The 19918-nt window shown below is 35.7% G+C and carries 20 protein-coding genes and 4 pseudogenes; 23 read left to right on the forward strand and 1 reads right to left on the reverse strand.

Features of this window, described 5'->3' with window-relative positions:
• Positions 1-189 precede the first annotated feature (189 nt).
• The 7 genes and pseudogenes from OPR42_RS06965 to OPR42_RS06995 all read left to right on the forward strand — a co-directional run.
• Positions 190-2073 carry a hypothetical protein gene (locus OPR42_RS06965; RefSeq protein WP_265042190.1) on the forward strand — a complete coding sequence of 628 codons (1884 nt, stop codon included), beginning with the start codon at positions 190-192 and terminating at the stop codon, positions 2071-2073.
• 177 nt (positions 2074-2250) lie between these two features.
• Complete coding sequence (locus OPR42_RS06970; RefSeq protein ID WP_264337193.1) at positions 2251-2730, forward strand: hypothetical protein; 480 nt, start codon at positions 2251-2253, stop codon at positions 2728-2730.
• Positions 2731-2749: 19 nt separating this feature from the next.
• Positions 2750-4228 carry an ankyrin repeat domain-containing protein gene (locus tag OPR42_RS06975; RefSeq protein ID WP_265042191.1) on the forward strand — a complete coding sequence of 493 codons (1479 nt, stop codon included), beginning with the start codon at positions 2750-2752 and terminating at the stop codon, positions 4226-4228.
• A complete protein-coding gene (locus OPR42_RS06980) occupies positions 4225-6051 on the forward strand; it encodes a phage terminase large subunit family protein (RefSeq protein ID WP_265042192.1) in 1827 nt (608 codons plus the stop codon). The genes OPR42_RS06975 and OPR42_RS06980 overlap by 4 nt, the downstream gene beginning before the upstream one ends.
• Position 6052: 1 nt before the next feature.
• Positions 6053-6277 (forward strand): gpW family protein, encoded by a 225-nt coding sequence (locus tag OPR42_RS06985; RefSeq protein ID WP_264688549.1) that lies wholly within the window; start codon positions 6053-6055, stop codon positions 6275-6277.
• Positions 6278-6303: 26 nt separating this feature from the next.
• Entirely contained in the window at positions 6304-7335 is a 1032-nt protein-coding gene (locus OPR42_RS06990; RefSeq protein WP_012482036.1) for a PDDEXK nuclease domain-containing protein, read from the forward strand.
• Positions 7335-8249, forward strand: a pseudogene (locus tag OPR42_RS06995) (phage portal protein); the annotation flags it as partial. The gene OPR42_RS06990 and the pseudogene OPR42_RS06995, both read left to right, overlap by 1 nt.
• 246 nt (positions 8250-8495) lie before the next feature.
• Here the strand turns inward: OPR42_RS06995 and OPR42_RS07000 are convergent.
• A complete protein-coding gene (locus OPR42_RS07000; protein WP_264336326.1) occupies positions 8496-9440 on the reverse strand; it encodes an IS110 family RNA-guided transposase in 945 nt (314 codons plus the stop codon).
• Positions 9441-9661: 221 nt separating this feature from the next.
• Between OPR42_RS07000 and OPR42_RS07005 the strand changes: the two are divergent.
• The 16 genes and pseudogenes from OPR42_RS07005 to OPR42_RS07080 form a co-directional block, all read left to right on the forward strand.
• Positions 9662-10177: pseudogene (locus OPR42_RS07005) on the forward strand (phage portal protein); the annotation flags it as partial.
• Complete coding sequence (locus OPR42_RS07010; protein ID WP_264337590.1) at positions 10174-11247, forward strand: S49 family peptidase; 1074 nt, start codon at positions 10174-10176, stop codon at positions 11245-11247. The pseudogene OPR42_RS07005 and the gene OPR42_RS07010, both read left to right, overlap by 4 nt.
• Positions 11240-11608: a head decoration protein gene (locus OPR42_RS07015; RefSeq protein WP_265042193.1), complete on the forward strand. Its 369-nt coding sequence runs from the start codon at positions 11240-11242 to the stop codon at positions 11606-11608. Before OPR42_RS07010 ends, OPR42_RS07015 begins: the two co-directional genes overlap by 8 nt.
• A 24-nt stretch (positions 11609-11632) precedes the next feature.
• Positions 11633-12475, forward strand: a pseudogene (locus OPR42_RS07020) (major capsid protein); the annotation flags it as partial.
• Between the two features lie 106 nt (positions 12476-12581).
• Positions 12582-13934: an IS66 family transposase gene (tnpC, locus tag OPR42_RS07025; protein ID WP_265042338.1), complete on the forward strand. Its 1353-nt coding sequence runs from the start codon at positions 12582-12584 to the stop codon at positions 13932-13934.
• Positions 13935-13951: 17 nt separating this feature from the next.
• A pseudogene (locus tag OPR42_RS07030) lies at positions 13952-14125 on the forward strand (major capsid protein); the annotation flags it as partial.
• A 96-nt stretch (positions 14126-14221) separates the two neighbouring features.
• Positions 14222-14527 carry a head-tail joining protein gene (locus OPR42_RS07035; RefSeq protein WP_262986521.1) on the forward strand — a complete coding sequence of 102 codons (306 nt, stop codon included), beginning with the start codon at positions 14222-14224 and terminating at the stop codon, positions 14525-14527.
• 1 nt (position 14528) lies between these two features.
• Positions 14529-15026 carry a phage tail protein gene (locus OPR42_RS07040; RefSeq protein ID WP_265042195.1) on the forward strand — a complete coding sequence of 166 codons (498 nt, stop codon included), beginning with the start codon at positions 14529-14531 and terminating at the stop codon, positions 15024-15026.
• A complete protein-coding gene (locus OPR42_RS07045) occupies positions 15023-15505 on the forward strand; it encodes a hypothetical protein (protein WP_265041490.1) in 483 nt (160 codons plus the stop codon). Before OPR42_RS07040 ends, OPR42_RS07045 begins: the two co-directional genes overlap by 4 nt.
• Positions 15492-15956 (forward strand): phage baseplate assembly protein V, encoded by a 465-nt coding sequence (locus OPR42_RS07050; RefSeq protein ID WP_265041489.1) that lies wholly within the window; start codon positions 15492-15494, stop codon positions 15954-15956. The genes OPR42_RS07045 and OPR42_RS07050 overlap by 14 nt, the downstream gene beginning before the upstream one ends.
• A gap of 3 nt (positions 15957-15959) precedes the next feature.
• The gene (locus tag OPR42_RS07055) at positions 15960-16214 is read left to right on the forward strand and encodes a PAAR domain-containing protein (protein ID WP_015587734.1); all 255 of its coding nucleotides are present in this window, start codon (positions 15960-15962) and stop codon (positions 16212-16214) included.
• Positions 16211-16546, forward strand: a complete 336-nt coding sequence (locus tag OPR42_RS07060; RefSeq protein WP_265041487.1) for a GPW/gp25 family protein — start codon at positions 16211-16213, stop codon at positions 16544-16546. The genes OPR42_RS07055 and OPR42_RS07060 overlap by 4 nt, the downstream gene beginning before the upstream one ends.
• Positions 16547-16548: 2 nt before the next feature.
• Positions 16549-17358, forward strand: coding sequence for a baseplate assembly protein (locus OPR42_RS07065; protein ID WP_265041486.1), 810 nt, complete (start codon positions 16549-16551; stop codon positions 17356-17358).
• Positions 17358-18518 carry a phage tail protein gene (locus OPR42_RS07070; protein ID WP_265042196.1) on the forward strand — a complete coding sequence of 387 codons (1161 nt, stop codon included), beginning with the start codon at positions 17358-17360 and terminating at the stop codon, positions 18516-18518. The genes OPR42_RS07065 and OPR42_RS07070 overlap by 1 nt, the downstream gene beginning before the upstream one ends.
• 167 nt (positions 18519-18685) lie before the next feature.
• A complete protein-coding gene (locus OPR42_RS07075) occupies positions 18686-19381 on the forward strand; it encodes an ankyrin repeat domain-containing protein (protein WP_265041482.1) in 696 nt (231 codons plus the stop codon).
• A gap of 38 nt (positions 19382-19419) precedes the next feature.
• On the forward strand, positions 19420-19917 hold the full coding sequence (locus OPR42_RS07080; RefSeq protein WP_265041481.1) for an ankyrin repeat domain-containing protein: 498 nt from the start codon (positions 19420-19422) through the stop codon (positions 19915-19917).
• Position 19918 lies beyond the last annotated feature (1 nt).

Here is a 19918-nt window from a genome sequence, read left to right on the forward strand (position 1 = left end):
TCAACATGATTGAACAAAGTTACAGAATTACACAAATAAAAAATTTTTTAAAAAACATAGTTGATGGAAAAGATAACGCAAACAGAAATTTAGTAAGCCTTGGTAGTTGTAATATTAATTTACTGGTATATACCGTATTTTAATGAGTTTAGCGTAACAAATAACTTTGGATTAAATGTGGTGTACTCAATGAATCAAGAAAAGACGTTAGCTGGAGTAGTAACGTCGCAAACAAATAATGAAGCATCGTTTTCTGAAGAAGTAGAAAATAATGTTTCAAATTCTACACTATCTGTTAAGGAGAGAATTGAATTGTTTGAAAAAGGTACGAAGCAAGAACCTGACCTGAACACTGAATGCAAACTAGCTTCTTTAAATGTGATTAGCAATAGTAGCGATAGCAGTATTACAGCAAAAATAGACGAAGCAGGTGCTGATTTTTCAGTGAGTTGTTCTTCTTTAGTATTTGATGATGGTAAAGACATAGAGGACGAATTTAATGCAGTTTGTGAGGCAAATGGAATAGAATATAACCGTCCGTATTCTCTTGATCAGTTTGAGGCAGCATCCAACACATCTTCCAACCCCAAAATAGACAATACAAAAGAAATGCAAAAAGAGGAAGAGGATAAAGAATTAGGAGATAAACCAAAGCCGTTACCTAGGAATGGAATGTTGGAGAAGGACAATATTAGAAATGTAGCTCCACCTTCACCTAGAACAGCAGAAAATCATCGGTTGAGTATTATTCAGGATATTGCACCACCAAAGCTACCACATTCTTCTTTCCAATTAAATGGAGAAAAATGTGATGAGCAAGAAGCTATAGGAGAACCTATGTATGCAACTATAGACAAAAATAAAAAATTCTCGAAAAGAGGGTTAGATGGTGAAATAAACGATCAAAGTCCGGAGATGGAAAAGTCAAATTCTGAAGAAACATCAATTAAGAAAGGATCAATTGGTGAACCTGTAGATCTGAATACAAAATTTTTAAAAAAGAGTTTGGAAGGAAGTGATAGTGGAATAGACAATAGAAGTGCAGAGATGACAAGATCAAATTCTCAAGTAACAGAAATGAGTGAGTTTTGTGGCAGTCAAGGATGGGAGAATATGTCATTAAATCATGATAGTCCAGTTACACTTTCAACTAGCTCATCAGAAAAAAGTGATAATGAAGAAACCCCGTTAATTAAAAAAGAAAAGAAAACAAATAGAATTTTGCCAAGAGTAAAATATGCAGTGCAGCAGAAGGAATTTGTAATTTTCGGTATAGCTGCTGTTGCACTTAGCGCTTCTGCAGCTTTGGTATATCTACAGGATAAAGGACAATTTATTGCATTTTTTGCAAACAGCCCTCTCTATATTACTATGCCAATGATAGCAATTACTTCATTGCTTGCAATTAGCACAATATTTTGTGGAATAAAGCAATTTAGAGATACTGAAGAGTGTCAAATAGGAGGAAAGAATGCGAATGAAACTTTGAATCAGGTGCTAAAGTATCAACCAAAAGATAAAGTAATAAAATCATTCAAACTTGAATACAGCAATGGTACTCATTCACATTTTACACTTAACGCTTGGAAGGGTAAGAACAACTTCATTAATATTGACGACAAAGTCATTAGTAGAAGAAATAAAGTAGAATCAGTAATCAAAGATAGGCCATTATTTACAGCATTATTAAGCAGTTTGGTTGCTGCAAATATAGTATGGCCTTTATTACTGTATGTAGAAGGTGGTATTAATAGTGTACAGAAGTTTTACCAGAACGCTTTGATTAATAACGTAGGGTTATCACTACTTATAGGCTCGAGTATACTTGCACTATCAGTGATATTCCTTGGAGTACATTACTACAGAAAAACAAATTGCACAAATCTTGTATATTGTGAGGAAAGAATTGAACCAGAAAAAGTTAATGGAAAGTTCATTGAGGAAATAAAGGAAGCAAGGACAAAAGTGCTTGAAGAAAACCATAGTAAAGATGCTAAATGCAGCAGTTTAACGCTAGAGCAAGTAGTGGTTGAATCTCATAACTACAAAGATGTAATTTATAGTATTAGTTGAAAATAGCCAAATTTCACTATGTAAAAAGAAAGCAGCTATAAACCGGAGTACTTCGCTTTGTGTTAGTAAAATATCTCTGAAATATTGGCAAGTATAAACAGGTAGGGAATTGCTGATACTGGCAAAACCTTTTCAGAGACTCAAGAAGAAAACTCGTAAAAAATAGGCAAAAAAAAAGTGAAAATCACGCAAACAGAATGGGCAAGAGAGATAGGAGTATCAAAGCAATATGTCTGTTATTTAGTAAAAAAAGGAATAGTTGAGTTGGAGGATGGACTCATTGACCGAGAACAAGCAAACAGGGCTATAGAAACAATCAGAGATCCAAGTCAACCACTGAGAAGAAAAAACTATTCAGAAAGCGGAGAAAAACTTTCCACGATGTTGCTTAAAACGCGAATAAAAAATGAAATGGAGCGAGGTAAACTTCTTGAGGCGAAAGCTAAGGCTGAGATAGGAGAACTTGTAGCAGTAGAAGAAGTAAAGCGCGATGCGTTTAATGTAGCAAGAGTTGTCCGTAATAATTTGCTTAATATTCCAAATAGAGTTTCAGCGCTGCTTGCATCACTGAGTGACACTGAAAAGATTCATATGGCGCTAACTGAAGAGATTACAAACTCATTACAAGAATTATCTAATACTAAATTTCAAATATAAAAAAGATTTTGAATATAAAATGACTGATAACTTAAGTTTAGAGTTAATAAAGTGTCTCATCAATCAACCTGGATTAGATGTTAATGTTAGAGGATTAAATGGAAAGACACCACTACATTGCGCTATAGAGTTTGACGAGTTAAGCATGGTGGATTTATTACTCACGAAGAAGAACATTAATCCTTTTGTTGAGGACAATGAAGGCAAAACCTCCTTAGATTATGCCAAAGAAGGTAAAAAAGCAGAAATATTACAAGCGCTAATTAATAACAAATACGGATCAGAACAAGATAACTTACTTCATTTAGCTGCAATGATAGGTGAAGTTAATGCAGTTAGATATTTGATAGGAAAAGGTGTTGACGTTAATGTACGAAATGCTCTGCATCATACTCCATTACATCTAGCAGCAGGAATAGGACATGCAGAAGTTGTAAAGATTTTGATAAGAGAAGGAAAAGCTGAAATCGAGGTTTTTGATGCACGAAATCAGACACCGATGCACTATGCAGTTAACAACAAAAAATTGGAGATAGTAAAGTTATTACTGGAGCTAGGAGCAGATGTAAATAGCGCACGTGTAGGACAAAACTCGATGAAATTATCACCTGTTCATATAGCTGTAAGTAATACTAATTACGATGAAAGAGACTTATGTCTTGATATCCTCAAATGCTTAATAAAGGAGCCTAATGCTCAAGTCAATTTGCAAGACTATGAAAATAAAACACCACTACATTACGCTGAAAGACTTAAAACAATAGAAGTTTTACTAACGCGAGAAGATATAGACCCTCTGGTAAAAGACGATAGGGGCAAGACACCATTTGATTACGCTAAACCTGAGATAAAGAAGGCTTTGATGAGTAATAAATACGGTTCTGAAAAGAATAGTCTACTCCATTTAGCTGCACAAAGAGGAGAAATTGAGCTTGTAGATGCAATCTTAAAGGAAGAAATTGATATTGATATTGTAAATAATAAAGGTTTATCACCTATTTACCTTGCTGCAGAAAAAGGACATTTACATGTAGTAAAATTACTACTGAAAAAAGGAGCAAACTATACACCTGTTTTGCACTTAGCAATCAAGTCAAATAATTTAGAGTTACTTAAAGTTTTATTTACTGAAAAAAATGGAGCGTTACTCTGCAGAGATACCGTTGTTAATTTTCCAACCCTTCATAATAAATATATAGCACAGAGAGAAATAGCAGATAAAAGGATGAAAAAACATAATAATATTATCTGCATCTGTATTACAGTTAGCGCAGTAGTAATGGCAGCATATATAGGTTTAACAGCAACAACAATAAGCAGTGCGATCATTTTTGCAACAATAACAGGAGTATTTGCGCTTGTTATAGCAATAATGCTAAGTGAGATGAGCAAAAGATATATAGAAAAGGAATTTCAGAAAAAGATGTTTATGGAGGAGTGTAGTTCTACTGTTAATGATATTCAGATAGAACCAATTATGAGTAGATGCAGACAATGATATACGCCACATCTTTTTCTGAAGGTTTAAAACCAGATCCAGAGCTTAAAGTATCAGAGTGGGCAAATGAGTATCGAGTTTTAGCGCCAACTGCAGCATCAGAGCCAGGGAAATGGAGAACAGAAAGAACTCCTTATTTAAAAGAAATAATGGATTCACTTTCTCCTTCTTCACCTGCAGAAAAAGTAGTATTCATGAAAGGAGCGCAGATTGGGGGAACAGAAGCTGGTAACAATTGGATAGGCTATATCATCGATCAAACACCAGGGCCAATGCTAGTAGTACAGCCAACAGTTGAAATGGGAAAACGTTGGTCAAAAGGAAGATTTGCGCCACTGATTGAAAGTACACCATGTTTAAAAAGTAAAGTAAAAGACCCAAGATCAAGAGATTCAGGGAATACTGTACAAAGCAAGGAATTTCCAGGTGGAATAGTAGTAATAACCGGAGCAAATAGCAGTGTAGGTCTCAGGTCCATGCCAGTAAAATATCTCTTTCTTGATGAAATAGATGCCTATCCAGGAGATTCAGGTGGTGAAGGAGATCCAGTGCTGCTCAGTATTGCTCGAACTAATACATTTGCACGACGAAAGATTTTTTTAGTATCAACACCAACGATTCATGGAATAAGCAGAATTGAGAAAGAATTTGAAGCAACAGATAAGAGATATTTTTTTGTACCATGTCCGCATTGTAATTACTATCAAGTTCTAAAATGGTCACAAATAAAATGGGAAAATAACGATTCGAAAACAGCACATTATGTCTGCACTGAATGTAGCGGCAAAATAGAAAATCATCAAAAGACAGAGATGCTTGAGCGTGGAGAATGGAGGCCTACTAATAGAGTAAAAGGTGAGAAAAAAGGATTTCATCTTTCAAGTCTTTATAGTCCAGTAGGCTGGTATAGCTGGACTCAAGCAGTAGAAGATTTTCTTCATGCAAAAGAAAGTGAACAATTACTAAAAGTATGGATAAATACTACGCTTGGAGAAACCTGGGTAGACAAAGGAGAAGTACCAGATTGGAAGCAATTATTTAACAGGAGAGAATTTTTTCCCGTAGGCACAGTACCTAGGAGAGAAGTGGTGCTTACTGCAGGAGTAGATGTCCAAAAAGATCGTTTAGAAGTAGAAGTTGTAGCCTGGGGAAAAGGCAGAGAAAGTTGGTCAATAGACTACCGAGTATTTGAAGGAGATACAGTAGGTAGGGAAGTATGGGGAAAACTCTCTGAGCTTTTAAATCATCATTTTATTGGTGAAAATGGGCTTGAATATATGATAAGCATGATGGCGGTTGATGCTGGGTATGCGACACAAGAAGTATACAATTGGGTAAGAGGTCATCAAGGCTCTGGAAGAGTAATGGCAGTGAAAGGTGTAAATAAAGCTCTAGTACCACTTAGCAGCCCAAGTAGAGTAGATATAACAGTTGGTGGTCAAAAGCTAAAAAGAGGAATAAAGCTCTGGCCAGTGGGAGTATCGATTTTAAAGTCAGAACTTTTTCAATTACTTAATGTTTTAAAGGACGGTGAAGAAGCTCCAGCAGGATACTGTCATTTTCCCGAGTATGCGCCTGAATATTTTAAGCAGTTAACGGCAGAGCAATTAGTCAGCAAGGTAGTAAAAGGATACACCAAACAGGAGTGGCAAAAGGTAAGAGAAAGAAATGAAGTATTAGACTGTAGGATTTATGCAAGAGCAGCATCGATAGCACTGGGAATAGACAGATGGCCAGAGAGTAAGTGGAATAGTTTGAGTGGAAAAATGGAAAGTAAAAAGCCTAAAAAAGTGAGACAAAGTAAATGGTTGAATGAGAAGTAAAATGTACAATCAGGAATATTTAAGTCAAGTCGAAGAAGCGATAAAAAAACTGCAAAGCGGAGAGCGAGTAGTATCAATTGCATATGGTGACCATGTTGTGCGGTACGGGGAAGTTCAAATAAAGGATTTATTGGAGCTCAGGCAACGAATAAAAGCGGGGTTAAAAGTTGCAGGCATGAGGCCAAAGAGGAAAATTGTTTTTTCAACGAGTAAGGGGATCATATAATGATGAAAATCGTTGAAAGGAACCGTATGACAAAAATTATAGCAAAAGAATATACAGAATTTTTAGAGCAGCTGAAAGAACAGATTGCTATTAGTCGTTATAAAGCAGCAAGAACAGTAAATAAAGAGCTACTACTACTTTATCATTATATTGGAACACAGATTCTAGAAAAACAAAAGAGCCAAGGTTGGGGATCCAAAGTAATTGAGCAGTTAAGTAGAGACTTAAAGGCTGAGTTTCCAGAAATGAAAGGTTTTAGCACAAGAAATCTAAAATATATGAGGCAGTTTGCAGGGGAATATCAAGATATTGAATTTGTGCAACAACTTGTTGCCCAATTGCCATGGGGACATAATGTATTTCTGATGGACTTAGTTCGGGACAAAGAAGCGAGGCTATTCTACATAAAAGAAGCTATAGAACATGGCTGGTCAAGAAACATCATGGTAATGCAGATTGAACTTGGGTTACATAAACGTCAAGGAAAGGCTATCACTAATTTTAAAGAGAAGTTACCTTCACCTCAATCAGATCTAGCGCATTACACGTTAAAAGATCCATATATTTTTGATTTTTTAAGTATAGGAAAGGATGCTCATGAAAGAGAAGTAGAAAAAGGTCTTGTAGGACATATGGAGAAGTTTTTGTTAGAACTTGGTGAAGGCTTTGCATTTGTAGGTAGACAATTTCATTTAGATGTTGGTGATGAAGACTTCTTTGTCGATCTATTATTCTACCATCTAAAATTACGTTGTTTTATAGTAATTGAATTGAAAGATAATAAGTTTAAACCAGAATACGCCGGTAAAATGAATTTCTACCTTTCAGCAGTAGATGACTTGCTAAAACACGAGACAGATCAACCATCTGTAGGGTTGATTTTATGTAAATCTAAAAATGATGTACTAGCAAAATACACTCTAAAAGATATGACAAAACCAATAGGACTAGCAGAATATCGAATAACTGAAAGTCTACCAGAGAATATAAAGACAGCTTTACCAACGATAGAGGAATTAGAAGCTGAGTTATCTAAAGTTTCAGATAAAGAGAAGTAATGCTACTCAAATCATTCAAACAACTATTTAGTAAGCCAAAAATCAAAAGCTCAGCCTGGGATGCAGCAGGATCAGGAAGAAGATTTTTTCACTTTCAACCAGAGTTAGGAAGTATAAACAATTTGCTGTCTCAAAGCCTTGAAACTTTACGTAGTAGATCACGTGATATGGTGAGAAAAAATCCTTACGCTGCAAATATAATTGATACGATAGTAAGTAACTCTATTGGAACAGGAATAAAACCACAATCAAAAGCTAAAGATCCAGAGTTTCGGAAAAGAGTGCAAGAGTTATGGCTGAGATGGACAGATGAAGCAGACAGTAGTGGAGTAAATGATTTTTATGGACTGCAAGCACTGGTTTGTAGGAGCATGATAGAAGGCGGGGAATGTTTCATACGGTTAAGAACAAGAAAACCTGGAGATGGTCTGTGTGTACCGTTGCAATTACAAGTGCTTGAATCTGAACACTTAGATAATAAAACAAATCAAACTTTAGCAAATGGTAATGTAATAAGAAACGGGATTGAGTTCAATAGACTTGGGCAAAGGGAAGCATACTACCTATTTAAAGAACACCCTGGTGAAAGTACGTTTGGAGAATCAGTAAGAGTACCAGCAAACGATGTTTTACATATCTATAGACCACTAAGACCTGGGCAAATTAGGGGAGAGCCATGGCTTTCTAATATACTGCTAAAGCTCTATGAGCTTGATCAATACGATGATGCAGAGCTAGTGAGAAAAAAGACAGCGGCGATGTTTGCAGGATTTATTACGAGACTCGATCCAGAAGCAAATATTTTAGGAGAAGGTGAAAGTAATGAGCAAGGAGTAGCACTATCTGGTTTAGAGCCTGGAACAATGCAGCTTTTAGACCCAGGAGAAGATATAAAATTTTCAGAACCATCGGATCAACTATGTTTTTTAAAATTTTTTGAATTTAGTTTCATTACAACTTTTGTTTGTAATTTTGTTTTTTATTCGAGTAAAAAGTGCATTTTTGACAATAAAAACCCTAACTTAATCATAGAAAAATTTTGTATCAAACAACAGTTACTGCTTAGATCTTATGGTTAACGAATATGTGTATAAATACTTTAAATGTGTGTAGACGTATTTATCCACATATTCGTTAACCTATTTTCTATGCAGATTTTTTTAATTCACATTGACTGCTTCTTTAAGCCTCGCATTGGCAATTACTATGATTTTACGCATTAGAGCTGTCATAGCCACCATCTTCTTTTTACCTTTACCAACAAGCCTTGAATAGAAGGCACCAAGCGCAGACTTAGACCTTGAAGCAGACATCGCAGCTGTAAAAAGCTTTTCACGAACGTTGCTTCTGCCACCACTTATTCTGCGATAACCAATAGTTTTACCACTTTCTTTCGGATGAGGTGCAACTCCAGCAAGACTTGCAATTTCTCCCCTACTTACATAACCAAGTTCTGGCATTAGACACAGAAAATCTTGAGATAATTTTGCACCTATTCCTGGAACTGTTTTAAGGATTTTTTGGCGCTTTTGTAACTCTGGATTCTCATCAATAATTTTTTGTATGGTATTGTTGAGCTCATCTATCTGGCTATTAAAGAATTCAATAGTTTTCTGACAGCTTTCTTTTATATGGTCGTTTTCAGGTGCTGCAAGCCTAGATTTCTCTTGAGCTCTCATTTTTGTAATGTCATCACGACGTTGACAAAGTGCAACTAAGGTTGTTTGTTCTTTTGACATAGGTGCAAATAGAGATAGAGTACTATAGCGTTCAAACCCATACTGAGCAAGGGCTCTTGCATCTGATTGATCAGACTTTGCTAAAGTTCCATGAGATAGAACAAAGCTTTTTACTTTGCGAGTATTAGCTCGATGTACAGCAATATCTTTATCAACAAGAAAATGTGCTAAGCCAAGCTCATATTTTCCAGTGTTTTCCAGAGTTACTAAAGAATTAGGTAAGATATTTGAAAAATCTTGAAACAATTGTTGCCAGCCAGCAGTATCATTGTCGAATTCGACAGCGTTCTTCTGTTTGTGAACTGCAACAACATTTTTAAATTTTCCAATATCAATGCCAATAAAATTTTGATAAGATGTAATCATAATAACCTCGATTAGTTTTAATTAATTTAAGATTGTAAACGGGTGCATACATATGTCCCATGCAACTATTCAAACGTATCGAGAGATGGGCTAGTGTACCTTGATCCGAACGGTTATAATACCAACAGTTGGTCGGTCGCACACGCCCGTGATAACTCTATTCCTATAGTGAGTAGGGTTATCTTCCCTCTTATCTCCTTTATATCATATTTTTAACTTACAATGTTGGAGGAAGTTATGAAGCGTTTATAAGACAGCAACTCAGGGCAATAGCGATTGGTACAGGGATAACATATGATCAACTAACAGGAGATTTAACCGGTGTTAATTATTCATCAATTAGAGCAGGATTAATAGAGTTTCGTAGGAGATGTACAATGTTACAGCATAACATAATGGTATTTCAGTTTTGCCGTCCTGTATGGGATAGGTGGTTAGAGTTAGCACTACTTTCTGGAGAGCTAGACATAGGTGAAGAATGGACAAAGGGAAAAGAAGGAGCAAAAAAAGAAGTAAAATGGATACCACAGGGATTTGATTGGGTCGATCCGCTAAAAGATCAGCAAGCACAGCAAATGGCAGTAAGAAATGGATTCAAGAGTCGAGCGGAAGTAGTATCAGAAATGGGTTATGATGTAGAAGAAATTGACCAAGAAATAGCAGAAGATCAAAGACGTGCAAGTGAACTGGGCTTAAGTTTTGATTCTGACGTTACGGCCAATCAAGAGGTGATATGAAACAACAATGGCTAAACAGATGTGTAATGGTAGAACCAAGGAGTTTTGAGTTACTGTCACTACAAACAGGAAAGCAGCCTATCTTTAAAAATATAAAACATGCAGTAAGAAATAGTGAAAGAGGAATAATACCGATACATGGCATTTTAACTAAAAAACCTGGTGCATTTGATGAAATGCTCGGAATGACATCATATGAGCAAATAGAAGAACAAATTACACAAGCATTAGCAGATAGTAGCATAGAGACAATTATACTGGAAATAGATAGCCCCGGAGGAGAGGTAAACGGTATATTTGACCTAGCTGACTTTATTTATGAATCAAGAGGAAAAAAGAGGATAATAGCGATAGCAAATGATGATGCATATTCTGCTGCGTACGCTATAGCTTCTAGCGCTGAAAAGGTATTTGTGAGTAGAACTTCAGGAGTAGGAAGCATAGGAGTAATAGCAAGTCATATAGATCAAAGTGGGTTTGATGAAAAACAGGGAATAAAATATACGACAGTATTTGCAGGAAGTAGAAAAAATGATTTAAATCCACATGAGCCAATAACTTCTGAGAGTTTAGAAAACCTAAAAAGCGAAGTGAATCGTTTATATGGAATGCTGGTTGAGCTAATAGCACGCAATAGAAACCTTTCTGTAGAAGCAATCAAATCAACAGAAGCAGGGCTATATTTTGGCGAGAAAGCAGTAGAGATAGGTCTTGCAGATGGAATTACAATTCTTTCATCTATTAATCAAAACAGGAGTATTATTATGAATGAACAAACTACAAATGACCTAAAAACTAATAATTTAACTAAGTATCGTACTGAAGTTGTTGAATTAATACGTTTGTGTAACTTATCACGAATGCCAGAGAAAATAGGAGAATTTATTGAGCAGGGTGTAAGTGTTGAGCAAGCAAGGGAGGTTTTAATGGAATTACTTGCAGAAAGAACAAAGAAGACAGAGATAATAAGTACAATACCACAGAATTCAGGAGAAGAGTTGATGATGCAGGTAGCGAAAAGTCGTAGGCATTTAAAATATATAACAAAAGGAGAAAAGCAAAATGAGTAGTATAACAGAACAAAATAATCTAGGTGACTTATTAAAGTATGAGGCATCAAGTCTATATTCAAGAGACCAAATAACGGTAGCAAAGGGTCAAAATCTGAAGCTAGGGACAGTTGTTGGTCGTGATAAAGACAACATGATTAGGATAATAAATCCAACTGCCACAGATGGCACACAAACAGCAATAGGTGTAATAACAAGTGATGTAAATGCGACAGAAAATGCCAAAGCAGTAATCATTACACGTATAGCAATGCTAGCAGATCATGCAGTTGTATGGCCAGCAAATATCACTGAAGAGCAGAAAACTGCAGCAATGAAGCAACTTGAAGGACGAGGGATCATTATCCGCAAGGGAGTTTAACTAAAATTAATAAGGAGAAAAAGAATGCAAAATCCATTTACAAATACAGCATTTAGCATGACGGCACTAACAAATGCGATGAATATATTGCCGATAAATTATGGACGTGTTGGAAATTTAAATTTATTTCCAAGTAGATCAGTAAGATTTAGACATATTACGATAGAAGAACACAACGGAGTGTTAAGTTTACTACCAACGCAGTTACCCGGAGCACCAGCAACAGTAGGAAAAAGAGGAAAAAGAAAAGTAAGAACATTTACGATTCCACATATTCCTCATGATGATGTAGTGTTACCAGAAGAAGTACAGGGAATAAGAGCATTTGGATCAGAGAGTGAACTGAAAGCGCTGGCAGACGTAGTAACTGACCATTTACAGCTAATGAGAAACAAACACGCAATAACATTAGAGCATTTACGAATGGGAGCGCTGAAAGGAATAATTTTAGATGCTGACGGGTCAGAATTATTAAATCTGTACAACGAATTTGAAATCACGCCAAAAGTAGTAAATTTTGCACTAGGAACAGCAACAACAGATGTAAAGCGTAAGTGTATGGAAGTACTCCGGCATATAGAAGATAATCTAAGTGGTGAATATATGACAGGAGTACATGCTTTGGTAAGCCCTGAATTTTTTGATGCATTAACTTCGCATAGTAAAGTAAAAGAAGCATATGAAAGATGGCAAGAAGGAGCAGCGCTAAGGAATGATATGAGGTCAGGATTTACATTCTGTGGAATAACATTTGAGGAATATAGAGGGCAAGCAACTGATCCTGAAGGAACGGTGAGAAGATTTATAGAAAGAGATACAGGGCACTGTTTTCCAGTAGGAACAGCAAGTACATTTACAACATATTTTGTATCCGTTCAGAGGTGTGGCAAGGATAAAAAACAATTGACATAATATATTAAAGTAGTAATAACACAAAATGTTGATAGTAAAGTAAGGCTAGATGCTTCAATTGTTGATCAGTATTGTAGAGTTATGTAAAAACTTAGAGCAGAAAGTAGCAAAGCTTGAAGAAAAAAATAAAATCTTAGAAATAGAGAATGCTGAACTAAGAGAGAGACTCGGCTTAAACTCAAGGAATTCATCTTTACCAAGTTCAAAAGAGCTGTACAAAATAAAAAAAGACACACCAGAAGATAAGTCAGAGGGCGGCAGGAAGATAGGTGGTCAAGTTGGACATAAGGGGAATTGCCGAGCTAAAATGGAAGCAGATGAGGTGGTGAAGGTAGAGTTACCAAATAGATGCGAGTGTGGTGAAGAAATCGCAATATCGGAAAAACCATATGTCTATCAAAAAGTTGATTTACCAGAAATTAAGCCTTACGTAGTTGAGTATCAATTAGAACATGGTCGCTGTCGTAAATGCGGAAAAAGAAGGAGTAGCAAATTACCAGAAGGAGTTACACCGGATACCTTTGGTCCTAGAGTTAAGTCAGTAGTTGCATCACTAAGTGGGTTTTATAAGAATTCAAAGCGAGAAATAGCGAATATTATGAAAGACATCTTTAACATGAGTATAAGTGTTGGTAGTGTGTCCAATAGTGAAGCAAGGGTTTCGTCAAAATGTAAAGAAGCCTATGAACAAATAGAGGAAGAAATAAAAGCAAGCGAAATTTTGCATATTGATGAAACCAGTCACTACAACAAAGGCAAATTGGGATGGTGCTGGATGTTTGCCAACAATAAAGCAAGTCTTATGAAGTTAGCAGATACAAGAGGAATGAAATTTTTAAAGAATAGTGCATTTTGTGATTACAAAAACCTGGTAATTACTGACAGATATGCAGTTTACAACCACTTCAGTGATGAAAAACGACAAATTTGTTGGGCTCACTTATTGAGAAATTTCGAGAGGTTATCTCATAGTTGGAATAGTGAAGTAATGAGACTTAGCCATTGTTTAAAAGACGCAGCTAATGGATTGTTTGTATTAAAAAACGCTTTGTCAGAAAATGAAATTAGTATTTCAAAGTTCACTAAGCAAGCTAAAGAATTACGAAGATACATACAGTACTGCATGATAAAAATATCTTATATACTTGAAGCAAAAGGAGCTTCACGAACGGTAAAGGGTATTATAAAATCCGAGTCAATGATGTGGACATTTTTGGATGACCCAGAGAATATTCCATTAACGAATAACCATGTTGAGCGACAGATACGGCATTATGTTGTCTATCGTAAGAATTCATATTTTGCACAGTCAGAGCGAGGGAATAGATTTCTTGAGCGGATAATTTCGTTGTATCTGACTTGGAAACAAAAGGAATTAAACCCTTTTCAAAACCTGCTAGCTGTTGTTTCTTAAACCACACCTCTGAACGGATACCATATTTTGCACCAGCAGACTTTAATGAAACAGTAAATACTCTTGGACAGCCACTCTATGCAAAACAAGAGCCAAGGAGATTTGATAGAGGAACAGATTTACATACACAGTCAAATCCTCTGCCAATGTGCCATAGACCTGGCGTATTAGTAAAAGTCGCTATAGCATAACATACTGGTAGAGTAACTACAAGGTGGTGAGGCACAGAACGACTCTACCGATATGCGCTTTCTTAGCATGTGAAGGTTAGTATATCAAAAAGAAATATGCAAGAGAATATTAAGCGATTATTAGAAGATTGTTTTGCCCATTTAGGAGAAGTGGCTTTGTATAAATCAAAGGATAAGTCATACATGGTACAAGTATTAAAGCAACAGCCAGATAAATTATACGAGATTGGTGAAGGACAATTTGTGGAAGAAACTTTAGCGTTAGAAGTAAGTGCGTTTGATGTGTTAAAGCCAATAGTGGGAGATGTTTTTGTTATAGGTGATCGAAGATATAAAGTACACTCACCGCCACTTAGAGACAAGTCTGGAATAACGTGGAAAATAAAAGCGTCTGGGGTGTAAAATGTCTGTTCATATAGAAGTTGAGGTAATAGAAAGTGTAAATGCTAAAAGAAGAAAAGTAGAATTAGCAACGGTAAAGGCATTAAACAAAACGGCACTATGGTTAAAAGCGCAAGCAGCTAAGGAAATCAGTGAGGAAAAGAAAAGTTTGATAAGAAAGAGATTAAGAATTTTTAAGGCGAAAACTAGCAGATTAGAAGTGTTAATTAGAGCAAATCTCTATGACATTAGAGCATCGACAATTGGCAAAATACAAAAAACAAGAAGAGGATCGAAAGTAGGAAAGCATGAGTTTATAGGAGGATTTGTAGCAGTTATGCCAAAAGGAAATAGCGGTATGTTTAAACGTGAAGGAAGAGCAGCATTGCCAATAAAGGAAGTAAAACTACCGCTGGAACCAGAAGGCTCAAGAATAATAAAAGACCTTGTTAATTATGAGAGTGAGAGAGAGTTTGAGAAATACTTTAAGCATGAGCTAAACTATATTTTAAAGATATGACAAAGTTCTGGACAGATTTACATCAAACAATTTGCAGCACACTGAAGGAAGAAATACCGTCTATACAGACATGTGAAATTTATCCATCGATAAGAAAAGAATTATTAGCGCCAGCGTTATTTGTAGAGCTTGTGAGTTTAGAATCGGGAAAAGATCCAGGAACAGAAGAATTAGCACTGAAAGCAAGATTTGAAGCACGAATTGTGATTGATAGCACAATAGAAAATGCAGCTATTATTGTCAGAACATTAGCAGCAGAAGTAGCAAGAGTAGTAAATAAAAATACTTGGAACGTGAAAAATGTTTCACCAGGAGAATTTATATCAGGAGGAGGAGATGATTTTAGGCCAGAATTAGATGCATATCTCGTGTGGATGGTTGAATGGGTGCATACAATACACGTAGGGCGATCTATTTGGAAAGAAGGAAAATTTATGCCACACAAAATAGAAATCGGTGAAATAAATGTTAGAAAATAATTTTGCAATTTCGGAACTACAGAGGAAAATGGCCAACATTGTTCGTATAGGAGTTGTAAAAGAAATAGATTATGAAAAAGCAAAAGTAAGAGTTAAAATAGGAGAATTTTTAATAGATTATTTACCATGGATAACGAGCAAAGCAGGAAAAGATAGAGATTGGTCTCCACCAGATATCGGTGAACAGGTTATGATATTTTCTCCTCTTGGCGAATTATCGTTAGGAGTGGTGTTAGGAGGGATATACCAGGAAAAATACCCTGCATCAGAGAATAAAAAAGAGGTGAGTAGCTTAACATTTCAAGATGGAACAAAGTTGTCATACGATAAAGATAAACATCATTTAGAGATTGAAGTAGTAGATAAAATAACACTGAAAGCTGGAGAATCGAGTATAGAAATGACAAAAGAAAGAATAAAACTTAAGGGAAGGAGAATAGATCTAAACTAGCATATGGGTAAAGCAATCGTTTGTGTAGGGGATAATTGTACAGGAATACCGGTTCATGTTTGTATGAGTGGAAGTGAAGACGTATTTGTAAATAGTAGATCTGTGTGTCGTAGGGGTGATATCTTGACTATAGGGGAGACACTAACGCAAGGGTCAAACAGCGTATTTGTGAACGGTATGGGAGTAACAAGAACAGGAGACTTGGTATCGTGTAGTTTTAAAGTGATAGGTGTTAGCAAAAATGTATTTGCAGAATGAGAGGCATGAATGCTAGCACGGGAAAGGAATTGGAAGGAATAGAACATTTAAAACAATCAATTACTGATATTTTAACCACTCCTATTGGATCACGTATTATGAGAAGAGAGTATGGTTCTCGATTATTTGAATTAGTAGATAAGCCAATAAATAGAGATTTAACTTTGGAAATCTATGGAGCAACAGCAGAAGCACTGGGGAAATTTGAGAAGAGATTTAAGTTAGAAAAAGTAAAAATAACAGAAGTGAAAGAAGGAAAAGTAACGCTTGACCTAGAAGGATTGTACTTACCAAGTGGAAAAAATATTCGCTTTGATGGAGTTGTGGTATAAAGATGGAGCAGCCTAACATTATTGAGCCACTGAACTTCGAAGAAATTCTGTCTCGGATGAGGGAAGAGTTGGTGAAGCGTGACGCAAGTTTTACAGCATTAGTTGAAAGTGATCCAGCGATAAAGATTCTGGAGGTAGCAGCATGGAGAGAACTTTTGCTCAGACAAAGGATAAACGAAGCTGTAAAGGGTAATTTACTTAAATTTGCGATAGGAGAAGATCTTGATAATTTGGCTGAATTTTATGGAGTAGAGAGAGAAAAAGAAGAAGATGACGAACGATTTAGAAAGAGGGTAAAAGCAAAAGTAAAAGGCTGGAGCACATGTGGGAGAAAGGAGTATTATAGGTATTATGCACTGTCAGCAGATAGTAGAGTAAAAGATGCACTAGTGGAATCACCTATACCAGGGAAAGTACAAATTTCAATCTTATCAACAAAATTATCCACAACTGGCATAGTGTCAGAAGAGCTACTAGAAATTGTAAAAAAGCAGGTTACTAGAGATGATATAAGGGTTTTAACCGATACAGTAACAGTGATAGGTTGCAATATTACGGAAATAGATATTCACAGCAGAATGAGCATAAGTCCTTTAATATCAGAGGAAGAAATCAAGAAGCAGTTTATTGAGAAGTTTGAATTAGCAAAAAGATTAGGGTGGAATGTTACAAGATCATGGATAATAGCAAATTTATTTGTAGAGGGTGTAGAAAACGTAGAATTAATCGAACCAAAAAAAGATGTTGTTGTAGCAGGCAATGAGTGTGCCAAGTTAGAAAATTTGAGAATTGAACTGGTGAGGAAAAACTGATGCTGCTTCCACCCAATGCCACAAAACAAGAACGTACAATAATTGAAGCAATAGATTACAAAGTTGATTCGAGCTGCATTAAGGGATTTAAATTTAGCTTTAAAGAAGAGTTATTACCATGGCTAATAGAAGAATATGGTTTAGAAGAGATACTACGTTGGGTAAAAAACAAAAGAAAAGCCGTAGAAGAAGGGATAAAATTTCAAAGACTTAGAGGAACGCTCGCATCATTAAAAATAGCTCTTAAATGGGCAAATATAGATGAGATTACAATTATTGAAGAACCACCTGGTAAACACTTCTTTGAGCTGCAAATTGGTATAAAGGATGTTCCAAATGACTTTTTTGTTGATGCCGCTATAGAGCTAGCAAAACTGTCACTTCCAGCAAGATCGCGATTAATGAGAATTTTTAATGACCATTACAACGTTGATAGGTTTATATTAGATGAAAGCTTTTTTGGAAGTTTGTTATCGGATTACTCAGGGATAAAAATTGAAAAAGATGGACCAGTACTGTCATTTGGTAGAATAAACTTTTGCAGTTCTAGAGGTCTGTTAGTAGAGATTGTAGACAACTATTTAAGAGAGCATTACGAACAAGCATTTAATGATGATGTATATCGATTAGATGTAGCAGTACTTGGAGAAACAGAGCCACATACCAAAAACTACAGTGGAATATATGAACGAAGTCACCTGTGGTACAATTTCAAAGCACTATATTCATTACCACAGAGCTTACTACCACCAATAAAGTTTGCCAAAGCACAGATTGTACTGTCAGATAGCTGGAAATTAGGAGAAATAAATAGCTGTTTTTCTCTTTGTTATCAAGAAGAGATAGGAGGCACACTTTTCCTTGGTAATGATAAACTTTCTGATCAGCTATGGAACTTGGAATACAAACCAATTTTGGAAAGATTTAATATCAGCTATGAATATGAAGCAAAGAATCTTACTGATCAAAAGGTTGCGAAAGCTAATTTAACGGAATATCACGTTAGTTGCGAAAATGATAGAAGTTCAGGAAAAGAAGATTCGATACACGAATTAGAAAAACACATTTTAGTATTTTACCCAGGAGTACTGAAATGGCACGAACATCGACATTTGCACAGAAGTTGGAAAAATAGTCAAGCAATATGTGTAATAAGTTAAGTACTTATATTTAGATTCTCATATATTATATTAATAATAGGTTAAAATGTATGAAATAAAAAGAAAAGGACTTGCTTTCTCATGCTAAAAAGGACATGACTTGAATAGCGGCAGGTAAATATAAGAAATTTGTCTGGCGCTAGAAAAGCTAATTTTGTGAGGTAAGTATGAAGTTTAGCAAGAGTAAGTTTTTTAAAGAAGTATCAAGTAAAAACATTAATAAAAGAAATGAAGAAGGAGAGACGATCTTGCATCAAGCAGTAGAAATCTCTGATTACAAAACAGTGAGATTATTAATAAAAAAAGGATCAGAGGTAAATGCAAGAGATAAAAAGGGTTATACACCACTACACTGTGCAGTATTTGCAAAAAGTTTAGAAAATGTAAAAGTGCTGCTAAGGTCGAGAGCAGAAGTAAATGCCACTCAATATGTCACTGGATGTACGCCACTCCACTCTGCATGCAAAATAGGAGGAGTTGAAATAATAAAAGAGCTAGTAAAGGCAGGAGCTGAGGTTAATCAACTGAATAAATATGGTGCAACACCAATGTATTACATATGGGAAAGTGAAAAGTATCGTCTATGTGATAGCAAAGAGAGTGAAAAAGCAAGTAAATTTTTGAGAGAACAAGGAGGAGTAACAAAAAGTAGAGAACTGACATGCTATGGAATAGAGAGGCTAGTGGGAGAAATAGCAGACATGTTGAATGGGAGTTATTTGCCAGAGTTAAAAATAATAGAGATAGAAGAAATAAGGAAGAGAGACAAATCACTGATAAAGGAAGAATGTAAAAATTTAGCAAGCAAAATAATGAGCCAAGTGAACGAAATGATAGATGAGGTAGCGAAAAGGAAGGTTTAAAAGAGGGATTTAAATTTAAAGAAAAGGCGAGGTGGATTATGTTAAAGCTTGGCAAATTTAATAAATCAGCAAAAGAATTATCAGAGAACTCATATAAAAATATTTATGCAAGAGACGAGAATGGAAGAACAGCTCTGCATTATGCAATAGACGCAAAAACAGTGAGTTTATTAGTTGAAAAAGGAGTGAATGTGAATGCAGCAGATGTGAAAGGATACACAGCACTGCACCTAGCGGTAACGGAGAAACGTCTAGAAACAGTTAGAGAATTGATAAAGTCAGGAGGGAATGTAAATGCGGAAGAATATGGAAATAAATGCACGCCGCTGCACCTTGCATGTATGGTGGGGAAAGTGGAAATAGTAAAAGAGTTAGTGGAAGCAGGAGCAGAAATAGAGCAAGCAGATAAATTTGGAATGGCAGCAATGGGTTATGCGAAAAATAGTAAAGAGATAACCGAGGTATTAAAGAAAGAAACAGAGAGAATTGAAAAGTTATTTGAACAGCAAAGTGGGAAATCTTCTATGAGAGGCTAAA

It is taken from the genome of Wolbachia endosymbiont (group B) of Melanostoma mellinum (assembly GCF_947251465.1).
Classification (GTDB): Bacteria; Pseudomonadota; Alphaproteobacteria; order Rickettsiales; family Anaplasmataceae; genus Wolbachia.